The sequence below is a fragment of the Microbispora oryzae genome, assembly GCF_017896165.1.
Taxonomy (GTDB): Bacteria; Actinomycetota; Actinomycetes; order Streptosporangiales; family Streptosporangiaceae; genus Microbispora; species Microbispora oryzae.
The window spans coordinates 405,361-431,686 of the sequence record NZ_JAFCNB010000003.1 but is presented as its reverse complement, the minus strand read 5'-3'; the positions used below and the strand labels follow the sequence as shown (position 1 = coordinate 431,686).

The window sequence follows — 26,326 nt, the reverse complement described above, 5'->3', positions numbered from 1 at the left end:
CCGTCCACTGAACCCGCCGTCCGCCGATCCCCGCGCGACGCGTCGCATCGGTCGTCACATGAGGCGCTGCATGGCCTTCGCACGACGGGCCGCCACGGCCGATCCCGACTCCCGCCTGGCCATCCGCCGGAGGACGGCCGGGGCCGCCGCGAAACCGGCGACCGCCCAGAGACCGAGCACGGCGGCGGTCTCCAGATGGCGCCACGACGCGCCGATCTCGGCGGCCGACAGCCCGGCTGGCAGCAGCGCCGACCGCAGCCCCAGGCCGATCCAGTACAGCGGGAAGGCCTGCGCGATCGCCTGCACCCAGCCGGGGAACGCCGTGACCGGGTAGAACGCCCCGGAGATCGCCATGAGCGCCATCATCGGCACCGTGACGACGCCGAGGCCCTGCGCGCTGCTGGCCAGCGATCCCAGGATCGCCCCGAACGGCATGATCGCGGCGAGCCCGAGCGCGAGGACCCACGCGAGGATCAGCCAGGTGTCGAGCCGGTCCGGCCGCAGCCCGTCGAACAGCAGCAGGGACGGGACGAGCGGCACCAGCAGGCCGACCAGCACCATGCCGGCCCGGCCCGTGATCTTCCCGACCAGGTAGCCGATCACGCCGTTCGGCGTGGCCTTCGCCCGCAGCAGGGTCCCGTCCTCCCGGTCCATGGTCAGCGTCATGGCGAGCGCCATCATGCCGTTCAGCACGACGTTCAGCGCCAGGATGCCGGGAACCGCCTGGGAGCCGAGCGAGAACGCGGTGCCCGGCACGGTGCGGCCCCTGAGCAGATACATCACGAGCAGCGCGACGGCCGGGAAGAACAGCGCACCCCACAGGTCCTGGGCGCTGGTCACGCTCTGCCGGAGCTCGATCCGGCCGCGCCGCAGGCCCGCGAGCGCCGCCTTGGCCCTCGGGTTCACGCCGCCGGTCACGCGGTCACCTCCGCCAGGTGGCGGGGCGCCTCGGTGCGCCGCCCGGACTCGAACTCGCGGACCATCGCCAGGTAGACGTCCTGGAGGCGCACCCGCCGCACCTCAAGGTCGGTGATCGCGTCCGCGTGCCGTTCGAACAGCCCGCGGACGTGACCTGTGGCGTCCTCCACGGACGTGACGTGCGCCTGCCCGTCGAGCCGGTAGCGGACCTCGGCCGTCCCGGAGACCCGCCGCGACAGCTCCGCCGCGGTGCCGTCGGCGACGATCGTGCCCGCGACGAGGATGACGATCCTGTCGGCGAGGCGGTCGGCCTCGTCGAGGTCGTGGGTGGTCAGCAGGATCGTGGTGTCCTCCAGGCCGGCCAGCCGGTGGACCAGTTCGTGGAAGTCCTGCCGGGCCTGCGGGTCGAACCCGACCGTCGGCTCGTCGAGGAACAGCAGGTCGGGCCGCCCGATGAGACCGACGGCCACGTCGAGCCTGCGCCGCTGACCGCCCGACAGGGTCCCGATCACCGCGTCCGCCTGCCCGGTCAGCCCGACCCACCCGAGCAGCTCGCCGACGTCGTACGGCCGGGGACGTCCGGGGGCGCCGTACGGGGCGTAGTAGTCGCCCAGGTGGGCGAGCAGTTCCCGCACCCGCCATCTGCCGTGGTCGCGCCACGACTGCAGCACGATGCCCAGCCGGGCCCGCCACGCCTCACCCGCGTCGTCCGGATCGACGCCAAGCACCCGCGCCTCGCCTCCGGAGCGCCGCCGGAAGCCCTCGAGGATCTCGATCGTGGTCGTCTTGCCTGCGCCGTTGGGACCGAGCAGGGCCACCACCTCACCGCGGCGGACCCGCAGGTCCAGTCCGCGCAGCACCTCGGCGGAGCCGTACCGCATCCGCAGGTCCCGCGTCTCGATGACCGCCTCGGCGTCGTCGCCGGGCGATCGCGTCTTCGCACCGCTTCCCATACCTTCAAGCGTCTCATTGAACTTGGAAGTTGAGAGTTTCATCGGGTGTGACGCCCTATCCTTGGAGACCGGCGGCACGAGGTCTCAAGTAGGGGGTTGATGCGGCGGATGCCGAAGGGAGATGACGGGCGGAAGCGGCTGCGCCCGGTCGACCTGGCCAGGACGGCGGGGGTGTCCACCCAGCAGATCCGCAACTACGCCGACGAGGGCATCCTCCCGCCGGCTCCGCGCACCCCGGCCGGCTACCGGAGGTTCGACGACTCCCACCGCGAGGCGCTGATCACCTATCGGGCGCTCGCGCGCGGGTACGGCTGGGGCGCGGCCAGAGCCGTCATGCGGGCCGTGCACTCCGGGGACGTTTCCGGCGCCCTGGCCCTCGTCGACGCCGCCCACGCGGCGCTGCACGAGCAGCGTCTCGCGCTACGGTCGGCGGGCGAGGCACTGGAGGCGGTCGCGGGGCAGCCGCCGGGCGACGCGCCGCCGCGTTCCGATCTGCGGATCGGCGAACTCGCCGGCCGCCTCGGCGTCCGCACGTCGGCGCTGCGTGTGTGGGAGGCGGCGGGGCTCCTGCGTCCCAGGCGGGAGCAGGGCACGGGTTACCGCCTGTACGGCCCCGCCGACGTCCGGGACGCCCGCATGATCACCATGCTGCGGCAGGGCCGGCACCCGATGTCCCAGATCCAGGACATCCTCGACGGACTGCGCCGCACCGGGAGCGCCGACGCCCTGCGGGCGGCCATCGCCCGGCGCCAGGAGGAGCTGACCCGCAGGTCCCGCGCCATGCTGGACGGCGCCGGGCACCTGGACCGCTACCTGTCGGCCCTTGAACCGCGAAGCGCGGCCGAGCCGCCGGGCGCACCCGAGCCGCCGGGCGGGCCCGACGGGTGATCCACGGGCCCGCACCCGGCCGCGCCGGAGGCGTCACCTGCGGTGGACGACGCGGTAGCCGGAGCCCTCGTGCCACATCTCGACGATCAGATGTTCGCCCGCCTCGTCGACCCGCGTCAGCACCACCTCGGTGACGTCGATGCGGAACAGGTGGAAGTCCTGCCCGGGCGGCCCCCCGTGGGCCCGTCGTGCGGCGGGATCGAGCACCTCGACCGCCCGGCCCGCGAGCTTCACGTCGCCGCCCCACGCCCCCGGACTGGCCTCGTCGGGCTCGTCCGACGCGCTGTGGATCGCCACCCTCGGGTCGCGCCGCAGGTCGAGCGCCTTCACCGCGCCGAGCATGGATCCGATCCACACCTCGCCGTCCCGGAACTCGACCTCCGTCCCGCTGATCCGGGGAGAGCCGTCCGCTCGCAGCGTGGCCATGGTCTTGTGCCTGCTTCTCCCCATGATCGCCAGTGCCCGCGCGGCCGGCTCGGGAATCTCCTTCTCAATCTCCTGCCAGGAAGCCATGCCGCCATCGTGCCGCCCGCCACCGACATTTCCGCCGCGCGGGCCCTCGGCGTCCGGTTTGACTTCGAGCGCGCTCCAGGTTCCACACTGGTCCCTACGACAAACGCCCTGGGGGACACATGAAGCACCGGACACTCGGCCGCGACCTGCGCACTTCCGCGATCGGCCTCGGCTGCATGGGGATGAGCGAGTTCTACGGCCCCGGTGACGAGACCGAGTCCATCGCCACGATCCACCACGCCGTCGACCACGGCGTCACGTTCCTCGACACGTCCGACCTCTACGGCCCGTTCACCAACGAGCGGCTCGTCGGCAAGGCCGTGGCCGGCCGCCGCGACGAGGTGGTCATCGCCACGAAGTTCGGCATCGAGCGGCGCCCGGACGGCACCCGGGTGGGCGTCAACGGCCGGCCCGAATACGTCCGCCGGGCCTGCGACGCCTCTCTCGGCCGCCTCGGCGTCGACCACATCGATCTCTACTACCAGCACCGCGTCGACCCCGCCGTCCCCATCGAGGAGACCTGGGGGGCGCTCAAGGAGCTGGTCGAGGCGGGGAAGGTCCGCCACCTCGGCATCTCGGAGGCCGCGCCCGCCACGGTCCGGCGCGCCCACGCCGTGCACCCGATCAGCGCCGGGCAGTACGAATACTCCCTGTTCAGCCGGGACATCGAAGACGAGCTGCTGCCGACGCTCCGCGAGCTCGGCATCGGCCTGGTCGCCTACTCCCCGCTGGGACGCGGCATCCTCACCGGCGCCTACTCCCGCACGGACGAGTTCGCGGACAACGACTTCCGCCGCGGCAATCCGCGCTGGCAGGGCGACAACTTCGCCGCGAACCAGGCGCTGGTCGCGGAGGTGGAGGACGTCGCCCGCTCGCTCGGCTCGACGCCCGCGCAGGTCGCCCTGGCCTGGGTGATCGGCCGGGGTGACGACGTCGTGCCCATCCCCGGCACGCGCCGGGCGAGCCGCCTCGACGAGAACGTGGCGGCGCTCGACCTGGAGCTCCGCCCCGAGCACCTCGGTGTCCTGGACGAGCTGGCCAAGGCGGTCGCCGGGGAGCGCTACGCCCCCGACGGCATGCGGGGCGTCAACCTCTGAGATCGCCCGGCAGGATTTCTCCATGGTTTTCCGCCGTCCGTGTCGAGGGCGCGCGTTCCGGTCCGACTACAGGGGGGCGGCCCCGACGGGGAGGCCGGCACGCACCGCAAGGAGTGATCCATGAAGTACATGCTGCTGATCCATAACAACCCGCAGTACATCGCGGCGATGTCGCAGGCCGAGCAGCAGGCGCTGTTCGGCCGGGTCGAGTCGATCATGAAGGAACTCGAACGGACCGGAGAGCTCGTCGGGGGCGCGGCCCTCGCCGACCCGTCGGAGACCAGGACGGTGAAGGTCAGGGGCGGGGTCCCGGCCGTCACCGACGGCCCGTTCATCGAGGCCAAGGAGCAGTTCGCGGGCTACCTGACGGTCGACGTCGAGAGCCCGGAGCGCGCCGTCGAGATCGCCGCGAGCTGGCCCGACGCCGAGTACGCGGCGATGGAGGTCAGGGCCCTCGTGCACGAGTCCGGCGCCGAGGGGTGACGGAAAGGCGCCCGGGCCGGGGACCCGCTGCCACCCACCGCAGATCCCCGGCCCGGGCACCGTGTCAGAGGGCCCGTGTGTCAGAGGGCCCGTGTCAGAGGCGCCGCGTCTCGGGCTCGCCGGAGGAGGCGGGCGGCCCGTACAGCTCCGCCAGGTCGGCGACGGCGCGGGCCATGAGGTCGCGCAGCTCGGCCGGCTCGACGACCTCGACCGAGGCGCCCAGCCGCAGCAACTGCCACCGCGCGTGGTTGACCGACTCGATCGGCACAACGACGCGGATCCGGCCGTCGTCCTCCACGACCCCGTCGGCCAGGGCCTTGTCGACCACGTCCGCGCCGAGCGTGTAGCGCAGGAGGTCCTCGATGCCGGGTGTCAGCCGTACGACGGCATGGGCGGTGTACATACGCGCCGCGAAATCGGCGGCGAACCGCTCCCAGAACGCCACGAGGTCGAAGCCGGCGGGCCGGTCGAAGCGGTCGTCCAGCACCTCGGCGCCCAGGATTCGGCTGACGCGGTAGGTGCGCACGCCGCCGTCGCACGCGGCGGCCAGATACCACGAACCGCCCTTGAGGATCAGCCCGTACGGATGGACGAGCCGCTCCACCTCGGCCGGTCCCCAGCGCCGGTATCGCAGCCGGACCACCCGGTCCTCCCAGACCGCCGCCGCCACGTCCATCAGGAACGGGGCCTCGTCGTTGCCCCGATACCAGCCGGGCACGTCCAAGTGGAACCGTTCGCGCATCCGCGCCGCGTGCGAGCGGGGCTCGGGCGGCAGCGCGGCCAGCAGTTTGAGCTCGGCCGCGGCGGCGAACCCGGCGAGCCCCAGCTCCGCGGCTGGGCCGGGCAGGCCCGCCAGGAACAGCGACGACGCCTCCTCGGCCGACAGCCCGTTGAGACGGGTGCGATATCCGTCGAGCAGCCGATAGCCGCCCAGCGGGCCGCGGTCCGCGTAGACGGGCACCCCGGCGGCCGACAGGGCCTCGACGTCCCGGTAGACCGTCCGCACCGAGACCTCCAGCTCCTCGGCGATCTCGGCCGCCGTCAGTCTGCCGCGGGTCTGCAGCAGCAACAGCAGGGACAGCAGCCGGCTCGCACGCATACGCTCCAGTCTGCCACCTTTACAAAGTAGAGCAGCTTGTTCTCAGCACATGACTTGTGTTCAAATGAACGCATGGAAGGTACAGATCGAATTCGGTCGATCATGAACGCGCTGCGCGTCTCCGACAGCGTGTCGGTGACGGAGCTGGCCGCCGAGCACGGCGTTTCCGAGATGACGATCCGCCGCGATCTGGACGAGCTGGCCCAGCAGGGCGTGGTGCGCCGGATCCGCGGCGGCGCGCTCAGCCTGCTGCTGCGCGGCGAGGAGCCGCCGTTCGGTGTCCGGGAGCGTGAGGCGGCCGAGGCCAAGCGCCGGATCGGCGCCGAGGTCGCCGGGCTCCTCGCCGACGGCGAGGCGGTCGTGCTCGACGGCGGCACCACCGCGCTGGAGGTCGCCAGGGCGTTGCGTGACCGGCGGCTGACCGTGCTGCCGCTCGCCCTCCAGTCGGCGCAGGTGCTGGCCGCCGCGCCCCGGATCCGCCTGGTGCTGCCCGGAGGGGAGGTGCGGCAGGGCGAGATGAACTTCGCCGGGCCCCTCACCGAGACGTCGATCCGTTCGCTGCGCTTCGACACGGCGATCATCGGCTGTTGCGGCCTGTCGGCCGAGCACGGGCTGACGGCGCACGACCTGCCCGAGGTCGCCGTCAAGCAGGCGGCCATCGCCTCGGCCCGGCGCGTGGTGGCGGTCTGCGACTCCGGCAAGTTCAACCGGACGGCCTTCGGCGCCGTGTGCGGCCTCGACCGGCTCGACCTGGTCGTCACCGACGAGGGCATCCCCCAGGAGCAGCACGACGCCCTCGCCGCCGCCGGAGTCACCGTCCGCGCCGTCTCCCTGACCGGCTCCTCCGGCGCCTCCGCCTGACCCGTCCCCGCGGCACCGATCACCTGGAGCGACGTTGGCCCTGCTCACCACCTCCCAGACCGCCCTGCCGCGCGCCCGCGCGGCCGTCCACGGACTCTTCTTCGTCTCCGGCGCGGCGATCGGCACCTGGACGTCCCGCATTCCCGCGATCAAGACGGATCTGGGGCTCAGCGACGGCCGGTTCAGCATGGCGCTGCTCGGCATCGCCGCCGGCGCGATCACTGGAATGGCGATCGTCGGCCGCCTCATCGACCGGTACGGCAGCTTCCGCCTGATGGTCCCGACGGGCATCGCGATGGGGATCGTGCTGCAGCTGCCCGCGTACGCGGCCGGCCTGCCGGCGCTCGCGCTCTCGTTGTTCCTGTTCGGCGTGGTGCACGGTTCGCTTGACGTCGCCATGAACGCCAACGCCGTCGTGGTCGAGCGCCGGTACGGGCGGCCGATCATGTCGGCCTTCCACGCGGTGTTCAGCGTCGGCGGCTTCGCGGGGGCGTCGGCGGGCGGGCTGCTCGCTCAGGCCGGAGCCGGGCCGCGGGCCACGTTCGCCGGCGTCGGCGCGGTTCTCCTCCTGCTGTCGCTGATCAGTGCCCGATGGGCGACACGCGACCGTCCCCCGCCGGCCGAGGCCTCCCACCCGGCCGGGGACGGTCTCCGGCGCCGGCGGTTCGCCCCCGGGGTGCTTTTCCTGGGCCTGCTCGCGTTCTGCTGCCTGGTCGGCGAAGGGGCGTCGGCCGACTGGAGCTCCGTCTACCTGCGCGAGACCCTCGGGTCCTCCCCCGGTCTGGCCGCCGCCGCGTACGCGGCGTTCTCGATCATGATGACCGCGGGGCGGTTCGCCGGGGACCGGCTGGCCGCACGGCTGGGACCCGTCAGGCTGGTCCGGTGCTGCGGCGGCCTGGCCGGAGCCGGGCTCGGGGTGTCACTTCTCGCCGGTCACCCCCTCGCCGGCGTGGCCGGGTTCGGCCTGTTCGGGGCGGGGTTGTCGTGCATCATTCCGCAGGTCTTCTCCGCGGCGGGCCACCGCGATCCCGCGCAGGCGGGCCGGTCGCTGGCGGTGGCGGCGGGCGTGGGTTACACCGGATTCCTGGCCGGCCCGGTGCTGATCGGCGGCCTGGCGGAACTGGTCACCCTCTCCAGGGCCCTGCTGGCTCCCGCCGTGCTCGCGCTGTTCGTCGCGCTCGCGGCCCCGGCGCTGCGGCCGCCGTCGCGGACCGCCGGGGAGCCCGTCCCGGCGGCGACGGGCGGCGAGCCGGGCTGATCCCCCGGCGGTTCACGCGAAGAACTGCTCGTAGCCCAGTTTGGCCACCAGGGCGACCACCACGCACAGCAGGACGACACGGACGAAGCCCGCCCCGCGCCGCAGCGCCATCCTGGCGCCGATCTGCGCTCCCGCGATGTTGCAGACGGCCATGGACAGGCCGAGGGTCCACCACACGTGCCCTTGGGCCGCGAACACGATCAGCGCGCCCAGGTTGGTCCCCGTGTTGATCACCTTCGCCGTCGCCGAGGCCCGCACGAAGTCCATGCCCAGGATCGAGGTGAACGCGATCAGCAGGAACGTCCCGGTGCCCGGGCCGAGGATGCCGTCGTAGAAGGCGATCCCGGCCCCGGCGACCGCCACGGCGGTCAGCACCCGCGCCCCGGTGCGCAGGTGCGGGTGCGGCACCCGGCCGAACGACGGCCGCAGCGTCACGAACGCCGCCACCCCGAGCAGGACCACCATGACGATCGGCTTCAGCACGTCGGCGTCGAGCAGGGCGGCCGAGGCGGCCCCCAGGCCCGCGAAGACCACCGCGAGCGCCCCGGCGGGCACCGCCACCGCCCGGTCGAGTTTCGTCCTCCTCGCGTAGGTCAGCGCGGCCGACGCCGTGCCCAGGATGGCGGCGCTCTTGTTCGTGGCGAGGGCCTGGACGGGCGACAGTCCCGCCAGGATCAGCGCGGGGAGCTGGAGCAGTCCGCCCCCGCCGACGACGGCGTCCACCCAGCCGGCGGCCGTCGCCGCGAGGAGCAGGAGCACGATCTGTCCGGCCTGCATGCTGCGCGACCCCCGGTGAACTTCGTAGTCGTTTGTCCGAACCGGCCACCGAGACTACCGGAGCACCGTCATCAGCACTCCGGCAGCGCGGCGCGCACGATCGCGCGGACGACGCCCCGGACGAACTCCTCGCCGACGCTCTCGGGTGGTGCGGTCACCAAGGTGAACAGCGCTCCGCCGTAGAGCGTGATCAGGGCGGGGATCCTCTCCGGGGGGACGGGGAGGCCGAGATCGGCGTGGTGACCGGCGGTGAACCGCGTGGAGACGTCCTGCAGTCCCGCGAGCGCGGCGGCCAGCACCGGCCGTCGCACCGCCTCCAGCCGCAGCTCGAAGATCGCCAGGTAGCGGGTGCGCAGGACGGTCGCCGCTCCGAGCAGTGACGCGGTCAGCAGCTCGGTGAGGTGCCCGGCGACGTCGGCCGGAGCCGTCGCGGTGCCCGTGCCGACGGGGCCATGCTCCCGCGCGGCCCGGTCCATGTCGGCGTGGTGGAGCTCGACGACGCGCTCGGCGGCGGCCACCAGCAGCGCCTCCCGGCTGCGGAAGTAGTTCGAGGCCGTTCCGGACGGCAGCCCCGCGGCCTTCTCGACCGCGCGGTGGGTCAGTCCGTGGACTCCGGAGACCGCGAGCAGCTCTATGGCGGCATCGGTCAAGGCTCGGCGACGGCCCGGATTGGTCGGCGGCACACGCCCATGATATGACGCTATTCGTACTAGGACGATCGTAGTGGAAGCGCTACGACGACCCGCACCGAAGAGGAGAGCGTCATGCGGATAGCCGTGGTGGGCGCAGGGCTGGGCGGCGTGCCGGCCGCAGTGGGGCTGTATCGGCGAGGTCACGAGGTGACGGTTTACGAACGCGGCGCCGAGCTTCGCGAAGCGGGCACCGCCGTCGTGATCATGCCCAACGGCGCCCGCGCACTGGACGAGCTGGGATTGGGCGACCACCTGCGGGACCAGGTCATGCCCGCGGTCAGCGGCGGCCTGCGGGACCGGCACGGCCGCCCGTTGCTGGTCACGGATGTGGCCGAGGCCCAGCGGGCGATCGGGACGTCGGTGGCGGTGAGCCGGACGGAGCTGCACCGGGCGCTGCGCGCGCCGCTGCCCGCCGAGCTGGTGCGAACCGGGACGCCGGTCCAGCGCCTGGAGCAGGACGGGTCCGGGGTGACTTTGATCAGCGACGACCGGCCCGTGACCAGGGCCGACGCGGTGATCGTGGCAGACGGCATCGGGAGTGCGCTGCGCGGTCTCCTCTTTCCCCGGCACCCTGGTCTGCGGCGGGCCGGCCGGCTCGACCTGCGCGGCACCCTGCCCAGGCCCGCGGGTGCCGACGTGACCGAGGTGCTGGCTTCCATCCTGGTCGACCGGCGCGACGGGTCGATGTTCGGGCTGTTCCCGGTCGGCGAGCACGACCTGTACTGGTTCACCGACTCCGCGCTGCGCGGAGCGCCGCCCGAGCCCGACGAGGCGCGCCTGCTGGCGCTGTCCCTGACGGCCGACTGGCATCCGGCGGTCAGGGCGCTGATCGAGGCCACCCGGCCCTCCGACATCTACGTCGACGCGATCGCGTGCCTGGCCGAGCCGCTGCCGTCGTTCGCCGTCGGCAGGGTCGCGTTGCTCGGCGACGCCGCGCACGCCATGACACCGGACCTCGGCCAGGGCGCCAGCCAGGCGTTCGAGGACGCGGCGGCGGTGACCCGGCACCTGGCCGACGCCGGACCTGCCGATGTCGCCGGACGGCTGCGCCGCTATGACGCCGAGCGCCGGCCCCGGGCCAACAGCCTGATGCTGGCGTCGTCCCGGCAGTCATGGCTGATGTCGCGAACCGGCGCCGTCGCGTGGCTGCGCGACTGCCTGCTGCGCGCCACCCCGCGCCGCCTCGCCACCCGGCGGCTCGCCGCCATGTGGCGCGCCTGAGGCCCGTGGTCAGGAGCCGGATCACGCGGCGGAGCGAGCGAGCCATCTGTCACCGTTTCGGCACGGCGGCCGACTATTTGCATTGTTATAGTCAAATGCAAACAGTTGGAGGTGTCTCGCCGTGTCCCACGATCCCGCGCGCAGCGGCCGGACCCGTCGTCTGGTCCTCACCCTGGCTCCACCCGTGCTCATGGTCCTGGTCCCGCTCGTGCTCGTCGCGGGCTTCGGCGGCCGGCTGCCCGCCCGGGCGTTCGTGGAGGGCGCGTCCCCGCAGTACGCCTCCACGTGGAGCCGGTGGGTGGGTATGCACCTGTACCCCGCCGTACTGTTCGGGGGGTCGTGGGCCGTCTTCTTCCACCGGTACTGGAACTGGCCGGAGCTGCAGCGCCTGCTGGCGACGCTCAGCATGGCCTTCGGCGTCTCACTGGCCGTCACGGAGGGGATCCACGTGCTGACGCTGGTCGGCGCCCACGGCCCGGTCCCCACGCCGGGCTGGGCCGTCCCCGCCGAGGTGACCGCGGCGGCCGGGGCGGCCCTGGCCGGATGGCGGCTCTCCGGGCCGCTTCCACCGCCGCCCGAGGCCGGCGCGGCTCCGCCTCCGGGAGCGCCGGTCCTTTCGCTGGCGCCCGGCCTGCGGGCGGTGTACGCGGCGTCCACGCTGTCGCGGCGCAGGCTGCTGTACGGGCTGGCCTGGCTGGCGCTGGCCGGGCTGCAGGCCGCCGGAGGGAGCTCCGTCTGGCAGGGGGCGACGTTCTTCGCCGTGGCGGGGGTCGCGGAGGTCCTCCAGGCCCGGACCCGGCTGCGGATCGACGCGGGCGGCGTGGAGGTCGCCCTCCCCTGGTTCGGTGGGCTGCGGCGCATCGTGCCGTTCACGGCGGTGGCGTACGCCGAGGCGTTGCCGGCCGCCTCAGGACGGGGGCTGGGCCTGTTCGGCAGCAGCCGGGGCTGGGGATTCGTCTCCGGTCCCGGCCCCGTGCTGGCGCTGAAACTGACCGAGGGCCGGCCCTTCCTCTACTCCACGAGAGACGCCGGCACGGCCGCCGCTCTCGTCAACGGCATGCTGAGCCGCATCCGGGAGGACGCCGGCCGTGCTGATCGTCGTTGATCCCTCCTCCGCGCTGCCCCTGGCGGACCAGGTCGCGGACTGCGTGCGCGCCGCGGTCGCCAGGGGCGACGCCGTGCCGGGCGACCGGCTCCCCCCGGCGCGCACCGTCGCCGCCGCGCTGGGCATCAACCTGCACACCGTGCTGCGCGGCTACCAGCGGCTCCGCGACGAGGGCCTGGTCGAGCTGCGCAGGGGCCGGTCCGCCACCATCACCGACGCCGCGGCGGACTGGCCGCGGCGCGGCCTCGTGGAGGCGGCCGAGGAGTTCGCCGCGGCCGTCCGGCGTCTCGGGGTGTCCGACGAGGAGGCCGTCGACACCGTGCGGTCCGCGCTCTCGTCCCGATGAACGGACGGCGGTGGCACCGAGGGGTCAGATGGCCTGGCCCGGATCGTCGGCGTCGCCGCCCTCCTCGGACTGCGGGCTGGCGCTGCTCGTGCCGCTCTGCGAGGGGATCGGCGACGGCTGCTGCTGCGGCGGCGAGGACGGCACGGGCGGCGGCGTGGGCTGGAAGTTGGTGGCGGGCGCCGGCCGGGGCGGCGACTGGTCGTCTCCGCCGCGGAAGAGAATGAGCCACAGCACCGTCATGAGCACGAGGACGAGCGTGGCCAGCAGGGTCGACGCGAGCACGACGGCACGCCGTGTCGCGACCGGAGGCGGCGGCGGAGCGGGCGGAGCGGGCAGAGCGGGGCTGCGGTCGCCCAGCCAGTACGGCACGAAGTCCGGCCCCTGCCGGCGGCCGATCAGCGTCCCCGACACCATGACGGGGTCGAGGAACCGTTCGGCGCCCGGACCTCCCGGCACGAACGGCACGGCGACCCAGGGGGCCGCGCCGTCGTCCATCGCGACCACCGGCGGCATGGACGTCCGTCCCCTGACCCGGTCGAGCAGCGAGGCGCCCCAGCCCCACACCCCGCCCGCCCGGTGCGCCTCCCGGATCGCGGTCACGAACCTGTCCCTGGCCGCCCCGTCGAGCGCGGCGCCGCTGGTCAGGACGGCGAGGGAGACCACCCGGCCGTCAGGCGCCTGCCCCAGGTAGACCAGCCCGGCCGGGGCCGTCAGCAGGCGTGCCTGCACCACGAACGGCCCCAGGTGGGGCGGGTCGCCGTACTGCAGCGGAGTCGCCATCACCCCACATGAAAACACATGGCGGGGCCGCGGGTGTGGCACGCTGCCGCGCGGGCAAATGGGAGAGAAATGGATTCTCCCGCCGAGTCACGATTGAATAACGCCCATGACCGTTGCCGATGAACGCAGTGACCCGGAGCCCGGCAAGGGCGTGACGTCCGACGAGGAGACCGGCGGGCCGGAGCTGGACTCCCTGCGGGAGGCCCTGACCGAGGTCCGGCGGGTGATCGTCGGGCAGGAACACATGATCGAGCGGTTGCTCGTGGCGTTGCTCGCGCGCGGCCACTGCCTGCTCGAAGGGGTGCCCGGGGTGGCCAAGACCCTGGCCGCCTCGACGCTGGCGACGGTGGTCGGCGGCAGCTTCGCCCGCATCCAGTTCACCCCGGACCTGGTGCCCAGCGACATCGTGGGCACCCGTGTCTATCACCCCGGCTCGGAACGGTTCGACGTGGAGCTGGGCCCCGTGTTCGTCAACTTCCTGCTCGCCGACGAGATCAACCGCGCGCCCGCCAAGGTCCAGTCGGCGCTGCTCGAGGTCATGGCCGAGCGCCAGGTGACGCTGGCCGGCCGCACCCACCCGCTGCCCCGGCCGTTCGTGGTCCTGGCGACGCAGAACCCGATCGAGTCCGAGGGCGTGTACCCGCTGCCCGAGGTGCAGCGCGACCGCTTCCTGTTCAAGGTGCGGGTGGCCCACCCCTCCGCCCACGAGGAGCTGGAGATCCTGCAGCGGATGAGCGTCCGGCCCCCGGTGCCCCGGCCGGTGCTCGACCCGGCCGGGCTGCTGCGCCTGCAGACCATGGCCGAGGAGGTGTCGGTCCACCAGCTCGTCGCCGACTACGTCGTCCGGCTCGTCATGGCCACCCGCAGCCCGAGAGAGTACGGCCTGGCCGGCCTGGAGGAGACCATCGAGGTCGGGGTCAGCCCCCGCGCGACGCTCGGCCTGATCTCCGCGGGCCGGGCCCTCGCCCTGCTGCGCGGGCGCGACTACCTGCTGCCGGAGGACATCCAGGACATCGCCGTCGACGTCATGTCCCATCGGCTCATGCTGACCTTCGACGCGCTGGCCGACGACGTGGACGCCGAGGAGGTGGTGCGGCACATCCTGCAGGCCGTGCCGCCGCCGCTCGTCGTCTGGAACAAGGGCCGCCGGTGAGGCGGGTGGAGACCGGGCGGCGGGGTGCGGGCCGGTGAGCGGCCGTGCGACCCCCGAACAGGCGCTGCGCCGGCTGGAGCTGACCGTGGTGCGGCGGCTCGACGGGCTGCTGCACGGCCGGCACCAGGGACTGATCCCCGGGCCGGGCAGCGAGCTCGGCGACACCCGGATCTACGTTCCGGGGGAGGACGACGTACGCCGGATGGACTGGGCCGTCACCGCCCGGACCACCACGCCCCACGTGCGTGACCTGATCGCCGACCGGGAGCTGGAGACGTGGGCGCTCGCCGACCTGTCGGCCAGCATGGACTTCGGCACCGCGAACGTCTCCAAACGCGACCTGGTCGTCTCGGCCGTGGGCGCGATCGGGTTCCTGGCCGGGCGGGTCGGCGACCGGTTCGGGGCGTACATCCTCCACGACGGCGACGTCCACCGCTATCCGGCCCGCTCGGGCCGCCCGGCGCTCTACGCCCTGCTCAGCTCCCTCCTCGGCGCCCCTCCCCCGCGGGGGACGGCGGAGCTCGCGCCGGCGCTGGAGATGATGGCGACGGCGCACCGCAGGCGGGGCCTGCGGGTGATCGTCTCCGACTTCCTGGAGGACCCGGCCGCCTGGGAACGGCCGCTGCGCCGCCTCGGCTCCCGCCACCAGGTGCTCGCCGTGGAGGTCGTCGACCCCCGCGAGCTCGAACTGCCCGACGTCGGCCTGCTCACCATGACCGACCCGGAGACGGGCCGGTCGCGCGACGTCTACCTGTCCCCGCGGATCCGCGCCAGGTACGCCGAGGCGGCCGCCGCGCAACGCCAGGCCAACGCGCTCGCCCTGCGCCGGGCCGGCGCGGGGCACATGGTCCTGCGGACCGACCGCGACTGGGTCGCGGACATCGCCCAGTTCGTCCTCAGACAGCGGCGCGCCTCGCACACCATGCGCCGTCCGGCCGCCACCAGAGGAGCGGCGAAGTGACCTTTCTGTCCCCCGGATGGCTCTGGCTGTTCGTCCTGGTCGCCGCGCTCGTGGCGGCGTACGTTGCGCTGCAGTTCACCCGCCGCCGCTACACGGTGCGGTTCACCAACCTCGCGCTGCTGTCCCTGGTCGCCCCCGAGCGGCCGGCCTGGCGGCGGCACGTCCCCGCGGCGCTGTTCCTCGTCATGATGAGCCTGCTCGTCCTGGGGGCGGCCCGGCCCGCCGGCACCGCCAAGGTGCCCCGCGACCGGGCCACCATCATGGTCGCCGTGGACGTCTCGCTGTCGATGGAGTCCAACGACGTCGCGCCCACCCGGCTCGTCGCGGCCAAGCAGGCGGCCCAGCAGTTCGTCGACGACCTGCCCGAGCGGTTCAACGTGGGCGTCGTGGCCTTCGCCCGCTCGGCCGCCGTCGTCGTCTCCCCCACGACCGACCACGCGGCGGTGAACACGGCGATCTCCAACCTCAGCACCCGTCCCGGCACCGCGATCGGCGAGGCGGTCTTCAACTCCCTCGACTCGATCAGGTCCTTCGACCAGCGGGCGGTCACCGATCCGCCCCCGTCGGCCGTCGTGCTGCTGTCCGACGGCGACAACACCTCGGGCCGGACGGTCAACGAGGCCATCGAGGCGGCCGTCGGCGCCAAGGTGCCCGTCTCCACCATCGCGTACGGCACGGCAGAGGGCACCGTGAGCATCGACAACCGCTCGGTGCAGGTGCCGGTGAACAAGACCACCCTGAAGTCGCTTTCGGACGGCACCGGGGGCCGGGCGTACACGGCGGAGTCGGGCAGCGAGCTGCGGGACGTCTACGCGCAGATCGGCACGTCGCTCGGCTTCCGGGTGGTCCATCAGGAGATCACCCAGCGGTTCATCGTCGCGGCGGTCGCCGCCGGGGTCCTGCTGGCGGGCGCCGCGATGCTGCTGGGCTCGCGCATCCCCTGATCGGAGGCTGAGCGGCGGCGATCACCACCTCCGCCGGTTGGTACGTTTGGGCACGTGGCCCATTACTTCGAGGAACGTCCCCAGACGGCCAGCCGGCCGGGCGCCGTCAGCCTGGTCCTGCCGGACCTGCACCTGCGGCTGGAGACCGACCGGGGCGTCTTCTCCCCCGAGCGGATCGACCCGGGAACGCGGGTGCTGCTGGAGACCGTTCCCCCGCCCCCGGCCGGGGGCGACCTGCTCGACCTGGGCTGCGGCTACGGGCCGATCGCGCTGACCATGGCGTCCCGGGCGCCCGGGGCGACCGTCTGGGCCGTCGACGTCAATCGCCGATCACTGGAGTTGTGCGAGCGCAACGCCAGGAGCGCCGGCCTTGACAAAGTAAGGCCGGTCCACGTCGACGAGGTCCCGGAGGAGGTGCGGTTCCAGGCCATCTGGTCCAACCCGGCGATCCGCATCGGCAAGGCGGCCCTGCACGAGATGCTCGCCCGCTGGCTCGGCCGGCTCGCGCCCGGCGGCACGGCCCATCTGGTGGTGCAGAAACACCTCGGCTCCGACTCCCTCCAGCGCTGGCTGGAAGACCAGGGATGGCCCGCGTCGCGGGTGGCCTCCCGCGCCGCCTACCGCGTCCTGCGGGTGGACGCGCCATGATTCGTCACGACCCCGGCGGGTCCCGGACAGCACGACAACGAGGAGCGGTGAGCGACCAGTGACCACGCCCAACCCGCGCAGGCAGCTGCGGCCGACGGACGTCAAGCGCCTGAACCGGACCTGGCGGCGTACCACCGAGGGGCGCCTGGCGCTGATCCTGGAGTCGGTGACGGGCCCGTTCAACATCGGCTCGATCTTCCGTACGGCGGCGGCCTTCGGCGTCGACACCGTCTGGCTCGCCGGCAACGCCACACCGCCGACCAACCCCAAGGCGCAGAAGACCGCGCTCGGCACCGACCGGCTGGTCGAGTGGCACGAGCCGGTCCCGGTCGGCGAGGCCGTGCGGGCCGCCAAGGAGGACGGCTACCGGGTGGTGGCCGTCGAGCTGACCGGCGACGCCGACCCGCTGCACGAGGCGAAGCTCGACGGCGACGTCTGCCTGCTGCTGGGCGGCGAGGACCACGGCTGCTCCCCCGCGTCGCTGGAGGCCGCCGACGCCGCGGCGTACATCCCCCAGGTGGGACGGGTCGGATCGATCAACGTCGCCGTGGCCGCGGCCATCGCTCTCGCGGAGACGCGGAGGCGCGAATGGGCCAGTATGGGACGCCCGTGACCCAAACGTTCATCTCCCCACGCTGACGCCCCCGGCCGGTACCCGGCATACTCTGCTCGTGCATCGCCGTTTCGCGTTCCTCGATCACCCAGGGCCGCTCGCGTTCGCCCACCGCGGAGGCGCGGCGGAGGGCCGCGAGAACACCATGGGCGCGTTCGCGCGCGCGGTCGAGCTCGGCTACACCTACCTCGAGACCGACGCCCACGCCACGGCCGACGGCGTGCTCCTCGCCTTCCACGACCACACCCTCGACCGGGTGACCGACCGGCGAGGCCGCATCTCCCGGCTGCCCTACCGCGAGGTGCGGCAGGCGCGGATCGGCGGGCGCGAGGAGATCCCGCTGATCGAGGACCTGCTGGGCGCCTGGCCCGGCGTCCGGTTCAACATCGACGTCAAGGAGAGCGCCGCGATCGTCCCCCTCGCCCAGGCCATCCGCAGGACCGGGGCGTACGACCGGGTGTGCCTGACGTCGTTCTCCGACCTGCGGCTGGCCCAGGCGCGGCGGGCCGTGGGCCGCGAGATCTGCTCGTCGCTCGGCCCCCGCGGGATCGCCGCGCTGCGCGCCGCCGCAGGCGGCGGCGGCTACGGCAGGCTGCTGGCCGGCCTGGCCGGCAGCGGGGTGCCGTGTGCCCAGGTCCCGATCGGCTTCCGCGGGTTGCGGGTCACCACCCGTTCCCTCGTCCGCACCGCCCACGCCATCGGGATGCAGGTGCACGTGTGGACGGTGGACGACCCGGTCACCATGGCGTACCTGCTCGACCTCGGCGTCGACGGGATCATGACCGACAACATCAGCGGCCTGCGCGACGTGCTGAAGTCCCGCGGGCAGTGGCACCCCCGCACCACCGCCCCATAGGCGAGGAGAACACATGACCGTCCCCCAGGTCGTCGGCGAGGCTCTTCCCCAGGACCGGCGACGACAGCAACGCGGCTGGTACTGGTACGACTGGGCGGACTCGGCCTTCCAGGCGACGGTCCTGACGGTCTTCCTCGGGCCGTACCTGACCTCGATCGCCACGACGGCCGCCGGGGGCGAGGACGGGTTCGTCGGCTTCCTCGGGCTCGACCTGCGGCCCAAGGCGTACTTCACCGCCATGGTCACCATCTCGGTGCTGCTGCAGATCGTGGTCATGCCCCTGGTCGGGGCCCTCGCCGACCACACCGGCCGCAAGAAGCAGATCATGGGGACGCTCGTCGCCCTGGGTTCCGCCGCCACGCTCGGCTTCTTCTTCGTCTCGGGCGGCGGCTATCTGCTCGGCGGATGGCTGTTCCTGCTCGCCAACGTGACGTTCGGCGCGGCCCGCGTGGTCTACGACTCCTTCCTGCCGCAGATCGCCGACGCGGACGAACGCGACACGATCTCCAGCCGGGGCTGGGGCTGGGGCTTCCTGGGCGGCGGCCTGCTGCTCGCCCTCAACCTCGCGCTCTACCTGTCCGGGGCGGTCGAAGAGGGGCTGGCCGTGCGGGTGAGCCTCGCCTCCGCCGGCGTCTGGTGGGCGGCGTTCGCGATCATCCCGCTGGTGCGGCTGCGGAACCCGCGGGCCGCCGTCCACGAGGCCACCGCCGCGCGTGCGCTGGCGGGCAGCGTGCGCCAGCTTGGCCGCACGATCGCGGACCTGCGCCGCTACCCGCGGACGCTGCTGTTCCTCGCCGCCTACCTGATCTACAACGACGGCGTGCAGACCGTGATCGGCTTCTCCGCCACGTACGCCGACCAGGAGCTCGGGCTGGGCAAGACCACCCAGATCAGCTCGATCCTGATGGTCCAGTTCGTGGCGTTCGGCGGGGCTCTGGCCCTCGGCCGCCTCGCCACGAGGATCGGGACCAAGCGCACCGTGCTGGGCAGCCTGGTGGTCTGGACGGCCGTCGTCGGGGTCGCGTACTTCCTGCAGAAGGGCGCGGCCGTGCAGTTCTACGCGATCGCGCTCCTCATCGCCGTCGTGCTCGGCGGCACCCAGGCGCTGTCGCGCTCGCTGTACTCTCTGGTCATCCCGCCGGGCCGGGAGGCGGAGTATTTCAGCCTCTACCAGATCAGCGACAAGGGCTCGGCGTTCCTCGGGTCCCTGGTGCTCACCCTCGCGCTGCAGATCACCGACAGCTACCGCGCCGCGATCATCTCGCTGGTCGTGTTCTTCGTGGTGGGCTTCGTGCTGCTCATGACCGTAAATCTTCCGAGGGCCATCCGCGAGGCGGGAAACCGGGTGCCCGAGCACATCTGAGACCAGTGCGACGGAAAAAGCGCGATTGGATGAGGTCTCTGCTGGGAATCCACTCACGGTATCAGGCGTTGTACGCGGTGGCGAACGAACCCCTCTAAGGCGGGGACCTCAGGAGGCTTTGAACATGGGCGAGCGTGCACTTCGCGGTACCCGGCTCGGCGCGACCAGCTACGAGAACGACCGCAACACCGACCTGGCACCCCGCCAGGAGGTGTCCTACACGTGCCCGAAGGGCCATCTCACCACCGTGCCGCTCGCCGCGGAGGCGGAGATCCCGTCGACCTGGGAGTGCCGCCACTGCGGCAGCCCGGCGCTGCGGGTGGACGCCGAGCAGCCCCAGCAGAAGAAGGCCAAGCCGCCGCGGACCCACTGGGACATGCTGCTGGAGCGGCGCTCCATCGAGGATCTGGAGGAGGTGCTCAACGAGCGCCTCGCGATCCTGAGAGAGCAACGGCGCAAGAGCGCGTAGGACGCCGCACCGACGTGACGACGCCCCCGGCGGCCTCCCGCCGCCGGGGGCGTCGTCACGTCCGGGCCCGCTGCCGCCGGGCCGGCGTCAGGCGTGTGCCGCCCGGAGGCCGGACCGGCGCCGGGCCGGCCCCGGGCGGGCGTCAGGCGGGCCTGCCGTCCCGCTCGGCCTCGCGGACGTCGAACTCCTCGTCGGGGACCACCACCTCGCCGACGGTCAGCCCGCCCTCGCCGGCGACCGCCGCCAGCTCCGAGCCCAGCGTCTCATGCGCCGCCGCCCGGTGGGAGCGGCCCAGCCTGCCGGTCAGCGCCGACGCGGCCGCGGCGACCAGGCACGCGGCGACCGCGAACCAGAAGGCGATCACCAGTCCCTGGTGGAACGGGCCGGCGATGAGGTGAGGGAAGAACTCCTTGCTCGTCAGCCGCGCGCCGCCGTCCGGCAGCGTGCCGATGACGCCGCCGAGAAGCTGCCGGAACGGGTTGTAGCCGAGGAACGCCGCGAACAGCACGGCGATGGGCGGGAGCTGCGCGATGCCCTGCGCCTGGGCGGCCGGCACTCCCTGGCGGATCAGCTCGTCGTGCATGGCCGGCGGCAGCGAGTCGGCCAGGCCCGCGATCATGAGACTGAAGAAGACGCCGATGGACAGCACCATCGACGAGTTCTGGAAGGTGGCGGTCATGCCCGCGCCCACCCCGCGCGCGTCCGCCGGCACGGAATTCATGATCTCGGCCCGGTTGGGCGAGGCGAACAGGCCCGAGCCGACGCCGTTGATCAGGATCAGCACCGCGAAGACGCCGTAGGGGAAGTCGGTGGGCAGCAGCATCAGGGCGGCGAAGCTCGCCGCGGTCACCAGGGCGCCGCCCACGGTGAACAGGCGCGGCCCGAAACGGTCGGACAGCCAGCCGGACACGGGCGCCGACAGCAGGAAGCCGACGGTCAGCGGGATCATGTAGATGCCCGCCCACAGCGGCGTCTCCTCGAAGCCGTACCCGTGCAGCGGCAGCCAGATCCCCTGCAGCCAGATGATCAGCATGAACTGCAGCCCGCCGCGGCCGAGCGCGGTGAGCAGGCTGGCCACGTTGCCCGCGAGGAAGGCCCGGGAGCGGAACAGCGAGAGCCGGAAGAGCGGCTCGGCGACCCTGGTCTCGATCCAGCCGAACAGGCCCAGCAGGACGACGCCGCCGGCCAGGGCGGCGAGCACCCAGGGATTCGTCCAGCCCATCACGCTCGCCCCGTAGGGCTGGATGCCGTAGGTGATGCCGATCAGCAGGGCGATCAGGCCGACCGCGAAGGTCACGTTGCCCCACCAGTCCATGCGCGCCCGGCGCCGCACCCCGTTGTCGCGCAGCTTCAGATAGGCCCAGATGGTGCCGAACACGCCGAACGGCACCGAGACCAGGAAGATCGCCTTCCAGTTCACCGGCGCGAGCACGCCGCCGACGATCAGCCCGAGGAACGAACCGGTGATCGCGGCGATCGAGTTGATCCCGAGGGCGGTGCCGCGCTGGCGGGCGGGGAACGCGTCGGTCAGGATCGCCGTCGAGTTGGCGAACAGCAGCGCGCCGCCGATGCCCTGCACGACCCGCCATCCGATCAGCCACAGCGCTCCGGCGTCGCCGTCGAGCCAGGTGACCGACAGGAGGATGGAGCACACGCTGAAGACCGCGAAGCCCATGTTGTACATCCGGACCCGGCCGAACATGTCGCCGAGCCGTCCGAACATGACGACGAGCACGGCCGTGACGACCATGAAGCCCATCATCATCCACAACAGGTAACCCGTGTTGCCGGGGTCGAGGGGGTTGAGCTTGATGCCCCGGAAGACGTCGGGAAGGGCGATCAGCACGATCGACTGGTTGACCGTCACCATGAGCACGCCCAGCGTCGTGTTCGACAGTGCGATCCACTTGTACCGCGAGGACCGATCGGACTCCGGGGGCGACTGCGACCTGTTGGGGAGGGCCACGAGGTTCTTCCTCCATGCCGTGACATAGGGACGAGGGATTAGTTAGCGGTACTAAGTTACCTCGTACGGATGACATGGGCGTTTCCGGGTGCGGCTCGCGGGCCGGACAGCCGGGACGGGCGCGTGTCAGGCGCCGAGCGCGCCCGCGATGACGTCGGCGACACCGTCGACGACGGCGTCCCTGTCCAGCCCCGGACTGTCCAGCCACCAGTCGCCGATGGCCCGCACCATGCCGACGAAGGCGTGCCCGAGAAGCTGCGCCCGCACCGGGTCCGCCGCGCCCTCCTCCGCCAGGACGGCCGCCAGTTCCTCGCCCACACCGCGGACGACGGCGGTCATCCGGGTGTGGGTGCGGCTGTCCTCCGCGCTCGCCCGGTGGAAGAGGAAGCGGTAGAGGTTCGGGTGGGCGGAGATCGTGTCGAGATAGGTGCCGACGGCGGCCCGCGCCCGGGCCCGCGGATCGTCCATCGCCCTGGCGAACTCCGGGCGCAGCATGTCGATCACCCGGCGGGTGTGCCGCTCGGCGAGGGCCTGGTAGAGGCCGCTCTTGTCGCCGAAGTGGCGGTAGAGGATGGGCTTGGTGATCCCGGCCTCGGCCGCGATCGCGGCCATCGACGCCTCGGGTCCCTCCCTGCGGATCACCCGGTCGGCCGCGTCGAGAAGCTCACGGCGGCGCTCCGGGCTCCGGCCGCCGCGCTCCGCTGTGCCGACCGTCATGGGCCCCAGCATAGGGCGCTCCGAGGCGGCGTCAGGCGGCGCTCGCGCCCGTCCCGGCGGCGCCGCCGGCATGGCCGGGACCGCGATCCGGGAGAAACGATCAGGAAGGCGATCCGCTCCGGTAATGTGCCGGTCGCGCGGGTTTCCGCCAGGTCTGGAGGTGGCAGGTGGACGAGGCGGTGGCCGTCCTGGTTCCGGGCTGTCAGGTGCTCGGCGTGCTCGGACAGGGCGGCTTCGGGACCGTCTACCGGGCCAGGCAACTCTCGGTGGGGCGCGAGGTCGCGCTGAAGGTGGACAACCGGGTGCTGGTGTCCGAACGGGACCGGCGTCGCTTCATGCGGGAGGTGACCGCCGCCGGCGCCCTGTCCGGGCATCCGCACGTGGCGGACGTCTACGACGCCGGCGTGCTGCCCGACGGCCGCCCATACATGGTGCTGGAGCTGTGCCGCAACGGGTCTCTCGCCGACCGGCTGGGGCGGGACGGCCCGCTCGGGGCGCCGGAGGTCCGGGACATCGGCATCAAGATCGCCGACGCGCTGGCCGCCGCGCACGCGGCGGGCGTGCTGCACCGCGACGTCAAGCCCGCGAACATCCTGATCAACTCGTACGGCATGGTCGCCCTGTCCGACTTCGGCCTCGCCACGATGCCCGGCCAGGGCGGGGCGGGGCCGGGCGAGGTGTCGGTGACGCGCGAGTCGCTCACCCCGGCGTACGCGCCGCCGGAGGCGTTCGACCTGTCGGAGCCGACCCCCGCCGCCGACGTCTACGCGCTCTCCGCGACCCTGTACGCGCTGATGACCGGCCGCCCGCCCCGGTTCCCGGAGAGCGGCGTGGTCAACATCGCGGCCATCATGGCGCTGCACCGGCTGCCGATCCCCGGCATCCCCGGCGTGCCCGCCGCCCTGACGGACGTCCTGCGGCATGGCATGGCGAGCGATCCGGCGCGGCGCATCCCGGCCGCCGCCGCGCTCCGCGACGCTCTCGCGGCGCTCGCTCCGGACGGCTCGACCGGCGCCGGTCAACCCACCGGACAGCCCGCGGGACAGCCGGGCGGACAGTCCCCCGGACAACCCACCGGACAACCCACCGGACGGCCCGCGGGGCACCCGGCCGGCCGCCCGCCGGGGCCGCCCGCTCGGTCGTACTCCGCCGCCCGGTCCGAGCCCGGGACCGTTCCCGCCCCGTACCGTCACCCCACCGGACCGCCGGTCATGCCGTATTCCGGGACGACCGCGCCGTCCCGCCCCCAGGCGGACCGCCCCCGGCAGCCGGCGCGATCGGGCCGGTCGGGGCAGTCGCTGGTCTTCGGGGCGGTCGCGGCGGTGTTCGCGCTGATTCTCACCGCCGGCGTCGCGTTCATGATCGCGGATGGCGACCTGGGCGGGTGGGGCCGGACGGCCACCCCGCCGGCGGGCGCCTCCAGGGCGGGCGCGCCGAGCCCGGTCGTCCCCCGCCTCGGCGTCGCGACCATGACGGTGGGCTGTCCCGCGGCGGACGTGGCCGGAGCGCACGCCGCCTGCGTGGTCCTCCCCGAATGCTGGGGTGGCCTCGTGGTCAACGCGGGCGACGCGCGGGCCAGGAAGACCGACTGCGCGAAGCCGCACACCTGGGAGACGTTCGCCGTCGGCCCGATGCCGGCGGACCTCACGACGAGTGACCAGGAGACGGTGGCGAGGCATCCCACCGTGGCCGCGGTGTGCGACGTCAGCGTCCTCATGGCGTCCCGCCCGGACAGGTCGGCGTCGATCAGCGCCGACCGGTGGGAGGTGGAGGTGCTGCCGCCGGACGCCGCGCGGTTCGCCACCGGCGAGCGCGCCTACCGCTGCCTGGGCCGCGTCACCGGCCCGGAGACCACCGGTAGCGCGTTCGGCTGATCGCCGCGCCCCGTCACCCCCGGTCTCCGGTCTCCCCCCGCTTGGCCGTGTCGCCGGGCGCGGGCTTCGTCCTGCTTCCGGCCCCCGGCTTGGACGCGGCCTTCGGTACGGCCTTGGGCGCCGGTTTGGCCTTCGCCCTCGTCTTCGCTCCCGGCTTGGCCCCCGTGTTGGGGCCCGTCTTGGGGCCCTGGGCGTCGGCGAGCGCGACGAGCTCGGCCAGCGCGTCGCCCAGGTAGTCGATGATGTCCCACACGTCGGGCACCATGTCGCGGTCGACGATGACGCCGAAGTCGAGCATCCCGTCGTAGGAGAAGACGGTGATGTTGATCCCGCCGCTGACGTCCGTGATCACGGAGATCGGATACTGCGCGAGTACCCGCGCCCCGCAGACGTAGAGCGGCGTCTGCGGGCCGGGCACGTTCGAGATCATCAGGTTCATCGCGCCGGTCCGGCGCGAGGCCAGCCGGAACGCCGACCGGGCCGCGAGCGCGCTCAGCGCCGCAGGCATCGCCTGGCTGAACTCCAGCAGCCACGTCGCGGGGGCCGCGGCGAACCGTTCCTTGATGAGGCGCATGGAGTGGTTCACCGAGCGCAGCCGTTCCTCGGGGCCGGCCAGGTCGGTCGGAATGGTCGTCATGGTGAGCATGACCTCGTTGGCGAGCGGCGCCGCGGGCGCCGAGCCGTTGCCCGGCTGGCCTCGGGTGGAGACCGGGACGCCGACGACGAGCGGCACGCGTGGCAGCTCGTCGCGCTTGGCCAGCCAGCGGCGCAGCGCGGCCGCGCACATCGCCATGACCACGTCGTTCACGGTCACGCCGAAGGCGTTCTTCACGTGCTTGACGTCGTCGAGGGGCAGCCGGCCGAACGCGAACCGCCGATGCTGCGAGACCGGCCCCGAGAACGGCGTGCGGGGCACCACCATGCGCGGCAGGTCGGGCAGCCGCTCCGCCCCCACGCTGCGGACGACCCGTGACACGAGCCCGGCGCCGGGGATCTGCGAGATCAGCGGCACCTCGTCGAGCCGCGGCATGGCCTCGGCGACGAAACGCAGCAGCGCGAACGGGTTGTCCAGGACGCGGGCGACCGCCCGGATCACGATCTCGACCGTGTCGGGCGCCTCCTGGACGTCCTCGCCCTCGGGCGGCGCGGGCGTGTCGCGCGGCGCCGGCTCGAAGTCCATCAGGGCGGCGAGCACCTCCACACCGGTCACCCCGTCGATCGCCGCGTGGTGCACCTTCGTGTAGATCGCGGACCGTCCGCCGGTCAGCCCGTGGATGAGATACAGCTCCCACAGCGGACGACGCCGGTCCAGCCGGCGCCCGTGCAGCCGGGCCACCTGCTCGGCCAGCCTGTGATCGTCGCCGGGGGGAGCCAGGGCGAGCTCCCGCACGTGATAGTCGAAGTCGACCTCCCTGTCCTCCGCCCAGTAGGGGTGATCGAGCCCGAACGGCACCTCGACCAGCCGCCGGCGCAGCGGCGGCGCCAGATGGAGCCGGCGGCGCAGCAGCGCGATCAGGTCCTCACGGGTGACGGCGCCCCCCGGCGCGGTCGACGGGTCGAGGATCGTCAGTCCCGCGATGTGCGCGAGATTGGTCCCCGACTCGAAGTTGAGGAACTGCGCGTCGAACGCGCTGAGCTGCTGTCCCATGCCTACTCCCTTGCCCGCTCACGCGCCCGCTCACCTGCCCCGGACGCCCGGGTCGCCGGGCGGCGGCGTCGTCCCCCCGATCCTGCCAGGTGGGCGAGAGGCCCGCGCCGGGCGGCCGCCCTG

Annotated in this window: 27 protein-coding genes; 17 read left to right on the top strand and 10 right to left on the bottom strand. The window is 73.1% G+C overall.

Features of this window, described 5'->3' with window-relative positions; genetic code table 11:
* Window positions 1-54 precede the first annotated feature (54 nt).
* Both JOL79_RS08500 and JOL79_RS08495 read right to left on the bottom strand, forming a co-directional pair.
* On the bottom strand, window positions 55-918 hold the full coding sequence (locus JOL79_RS08500) for an ABC transporter permease (RefSeq protein ID WP_307848410.1): 864 nt from the start codon (window positions 916-918) through the stop codon (window positions 55-57).
* A complete protein-coding gene (locus JOL79_RS08495) occupies window positions 915-1,871 on the bottom strand; it encodes an ABC transporter ATP-binding protein (RefSeq protein ID WP_210155117.1) in 957 nt (318 codons plus the stop codon). Before JOL79_RS08495 ends, JOL79_RS08500 begins: the two co-directional genes overlap by 4 nt.
* 108 nt (window positions 1,872-1,979) lie before the next feature.
* Between JOL79_RS08495 and JOL79_RS08490 the strand changes: the two genes are divergently transcribed.
* Window positions 1,980-2,759, top strand: coding sequence for a MerR family transcriptional regulator (locus JOL79_RS08490; RefSeq protein WP_210155116.1), 780 nt, complete (start codon window positions 1,980-1,982; stop codon window positions 2,757-2,759).
* Between the two features lie 33 nt (window positions 2,760-2,792).
* Here the strand turns inward: JOL79_RS08490 and JOL79_RS08485 are convergent, their stop codons facing one another.
* Window positions 2,793-3,272, bottom strand: coding sequence for a pyridoxamine 5'-phosphate oxidase family protein (locus JOL79_RS08485; protein ID WP_210155115.1), 480 nt, complete (start codon window positions 3,270-3,272; stop codon window positions 2,793-2,795).
* A gap of 119 nt (window positions 3,273-3,391) precedes the next feature.
* Here JOL79_RS08485 and JOL79_RS08480 point away from each other — a divergent pair, with 119 nt between their 5' ends.
* Window positions 3,392-4,369, top strand: a complete 978-nt coding sequence (locus tag JOL79_RS08480) for an aldo/keto reductase (protein ID WP_210155114.1) — start codon at window positions 3,392-3,394, stop codon at window positions 4,367-4,369.
* Between the two features lie 120 nt (window positions 4,370-4,489).
* Complete coding sequence (locus JOL79_RS08475) at window positions 4,490-4,852, top strand: YciI family protein (protein ID WP_210155113.1); 363 nt, start codon at window positions 4,490-4,492, stop codon at window positions 4,850-4,852.
* Window positions 4,853-4,946: 94 nt separating this feature from the next.
* On the opposite strand, the gene JOL79_RS08470 is transcribed toward JOL79_RS08475, so the two are convergent.
* A complete protein-coding gene (locus JOL79_RS08470) occupies window positions 4,947-5,951 on the bottom strand; it encodes a helix-turn-helix transcriptional regulator (protein WP_210155112.1) in 1,005 nt (334 codons plus the stop codon).
* Window positions 5,952-6,023: 72 nt separating this feature from the next.
* On the opposite strand from JOL79_RS08470, the gene JOL79_RS08465 reads away from it, so the two are divergent.
* Window positions 6,024-6,812 carry a DeoR/GlpR family DNA-binding transcription regulator gene (locus JOL79_RS08465; RefSeq protein ID WP_269143751.1) on the top strand — a complete coding sequence of 263 codons (789 nt, stop codon included), beginning with the start codon at window positions 6,024-6,026 and terminating at the stop codon, window positions 6,810-6,812.
* Window positions 6,813-6,846: 34 nt separating this feature from the next.
* Window positions 6,847-8,070: an MFS transporter gene (locus tag JOL79_RS08460; RefSeq protein WP_230984419.1), complete on the top strand. Its 1,224-nt coding sequence runs from the start codon at window positions 6,847-6,849 to the stop codon at window positions 8,068-8,070.
* Between the two features lie 12 nt (window positions 8,071-8,082).
* On the opposite strand, the gene JOL79_RS08455 is transcribed toward JOL79_RS08460, so the two are convergent.
* Together JOL79_RS08455 and JOL79_RS08450 are read right to left on the bottom strand one after the other, a co-directional pair.
* Window positions 8,083-8,847 (bottom strand): TSUP family transporter, encoded by a 765-nt coding sequence (locus JOL79_RS08455; RefSeq protein WP_210155110.1) that lies wholly within the window; start codon window positions 8,845-8,847, stop codon window positions 8,083-8,085.
* Window positions 8,848-8,918: 71 nt separating this feature from the next.
* Complete coding sequence (locus tag JOL79_RS08450) at window positions 8,919-9,530, bottom strand: TetR/AcrR family transcriptional regulator (RefSeq protein WP_210155109.1); 612 nt, start codon at window positions 9,528-9,530, stop codon at window positions 8,919-8,921.
* An 81-nt stretch (window positions 9,531-9,611) separates the two neighbouring features.
* On the opposite strand from JOL79_RS08450, the gene JOL79_RS08445 reads away from it, so the two are divergent.
* The 3 genes from JOL79_RS08445 to JOL79_RS08435 all read left to right on the top strand — a co-directional run bounded on the left by JOL79_RS08445 (window position 9,612) and on the right by JOL79_RS08435 (window position 12,211).
* Window positions 9,612-10,760: an FAD-dependent monooxygenase gene (locus JOL79_RS08445; protein ID WP_210155108.1), complete on the top strand. Its 1,149-nt coding sequence runs from the start codon at window positions 9,612-9,614 to the stop codon at window positions 10,758-10,760.
* Between the two features lie 121 nt (window positions 10,761-10,881).
* Window positions 10,882-11,865, top strand: coding sequence for a hypothetical protein (locus JOL79_RS08440; RefSeq protein WP_210155107.1), 984 nt, complete (start codon window positions 10,882-10,884; stop codon window positions 11,863-11,865).
* Window positions 11,849-12,211: a GntR family transcriptional regulator gene (locus JOL79_RS08435; protein ID WP_210155106.1), complete on the top strand. Its 363-nt coding sequence runs from the start codon at window positions 11,849-11,851 to the stop codon at window positions 12,209-12,211. Before JOL79_RS08440 ends, JOL79_RS08435 begins: the two co-directional genes overlap by 17 nt.
* A 24-nt stretch (window positions 12,212-12,235) precedes the next feature.
* On the opposite strand, the gene JOL79_RS08430 is transcribed toward JOL79_RS08435, so the two are convergent.
* Window positions 12,236-12,991, bottom strand: a complete 756-nt coding sequence (locus JOL79_RS08430; RefSeq protein WP_210155105.1) for a hypothetical protein — start codon at window positions 12,989-12,991, stop codon at window positions 12,236-12,238.
* Between the two features lie 106 nt (window positions 12,992-13,097).
* Between JOL79_RS08430 and JOL79_RS08425 the strand changes: the two genes are divergently transcribed.
* The 8 genes from JOL79_RS08425 to JOL79_RS08390 all read left to right on the top strand — a co-directional run bounded on the left by JOL79_RS08425 (window position 13,098) and on the right by JOL79_RS08390 (window position 19,998).
* Window positions 13,098-14,144, top strand: a complete 1,047-nt coding sequence (locus JOL79_RS08425) for an AAA family ATPase (protein WP_210155104.1) — start codon at window positions 13,098-13,100, stop codon at window positions 14,142-14,144.
* A gap of 34 nt (window positions 14,145-14,178) precedes the next feature.
* Complete coding sequence (locus tag JOL79_RS08420) at window positions 14,179-15,105, top strand: DUF58 domain-containing protein (protein WP_210155103.1); 927 nt, start codon at window positions 14,179-14,181, stop codon at window positions 15,103-15,105.
* Complete coding sequence (locus tag JOL79_RS08415) at window positions 15,102-16,049, top strand: VWA domain-containing protein (RefSeq protein ID WP_210155102.1); 948 nt, start codon at window positions 15,102-15,104, stop codon at window positions 16,047-16,049. The genes JOL79_RS08420 and JOL79_RS08415 overlap by 4 nt, the downstream gene beginning before the upstream one ends.
* Before the next feature lie 54 nt (window positions 16,050-16,103).
* Window positions 16,104-16,697: a class I SAM-dependent methyltransferase gene (locus tag JOL79_RS08410; protein WP_210155101.1), complete on the top strand. Its 594-nt coding sequence runs from the start codon at window positions 16,104-16,106 to the stop codon at window positions 16,695-16,697.
* 58 nt (window positions 16,698-16,755) lie between these two features.
* Window positions 16,756-17,310 carry a TrmH family RNA methyltransferase gene (locus tag JOL79_RS08405; protein WP_210155100.1) on the top strand — a complete coding sequence of 185 codons (555 nt, stop codon included), beginning with the start codon at window positions 16,756-16,758 and terminating at the stop codon, window positions 17,308-17,310.
* Window positions 17,311-17,368: 58 nt separating this feature from the next.
* The gene (locus JOL79_RS08400) at window positions 17,369-18,166 is read left to right on the top strand and encodes a glycerophosphodiester phosphodiesterase family protein (RefSeq protein WP_210155099.1); all 798 of its coding nucleotides are present in this window, start codon (window positions 17,369-17,371) and stop codon (window positions 18,164-18,166) included.
* A 13-nt stretch (window positions 18,167-18,179) separates the two neighbouring features.
* A complete protein-coding gene (locus JOL79_RS08395) occupies window positions 18,180-19,529 on the top strand; it encodes an MFS transporter (RefSeq protein ID WP_210155098.1) in 1,350 nt (449 codons plus the stop codon).
* Between the two features lie 124 nt (window positions 19,530-19,653).
* Window positions 19,654-19,998 carry an RNA polymerase-binding protein RbpA gene (locus tag JOL79_RS08390; protein ID WP_210155097.1) on the top strand — a complete coding sequence of 115 codons (345 nt, stop codon included), beginning with the start codon at window positions 19,654-19,656 and terminating at the stop codon, window positions 19,996-19,998.
* 142 nt (window positions 19,999-20,140) lie between these two features.
* Here JOL79_RS08390 and JOL79_RS08385 read toward each other — a convergent pair whose 3' ends face one another.
* A complete protein-coding gene (locus JOL79_RS08385) occupies window positions 20,141-21,964 on the bottom strand; it encodes an MFS transporter (RefSeq protein WP_307848408.1) in 1,824 nt (607 codons plus the stop codon).
* A 126-nt stretch (window positions 21,965-22,090) separates the two neighbouring features.
* On the bottom strand, window positions 22,091-22,681 hold the full coding sequence (locus JOL79_RS08380; RefSeq protein ID WP_230984418.1) for a TetR family transcriptional regulator: 591 nt from the start codon (window positions 22,679-22,681) through the stop codon (window positions 22,091-22,093).
* Between the two features lie 167 nt (window positions 22,682-22,848).
* Here JOL79_RS08380 and JOL79_RS08375 point away from each other — a divergent pair, with 167 nt between their 5' ends.
* Entirely contained in the window at window positions 22,849-24,555 is a 1,707-nt protein-coding gene (locus tag JOL79_RS08375; protein WP_210155095.1) for a protein kinase domain-containing protein, read from the top strand.
* 13 nt (window positions 24,556-24,568) lie between these two features.
* Here the strand turns inward: JOL79_RS08375 and JOL79_RS08370 are convergent, their stop codons facing one another.
* On the bottom strand, window positions 24,569-26,203 hold the full coding sequence (locus JOL79_RS08370; RefSeq protein WP_210155094.1) for a WS/DGAT/MGAT family O-acyltransferase: 1,635 nt from the start codon (window positions 26,201-26,203) through the stop codon (window positions 24,569-24,571).
* Window positions 26,204-26,326: the final 123 nt, after the last annotated feature.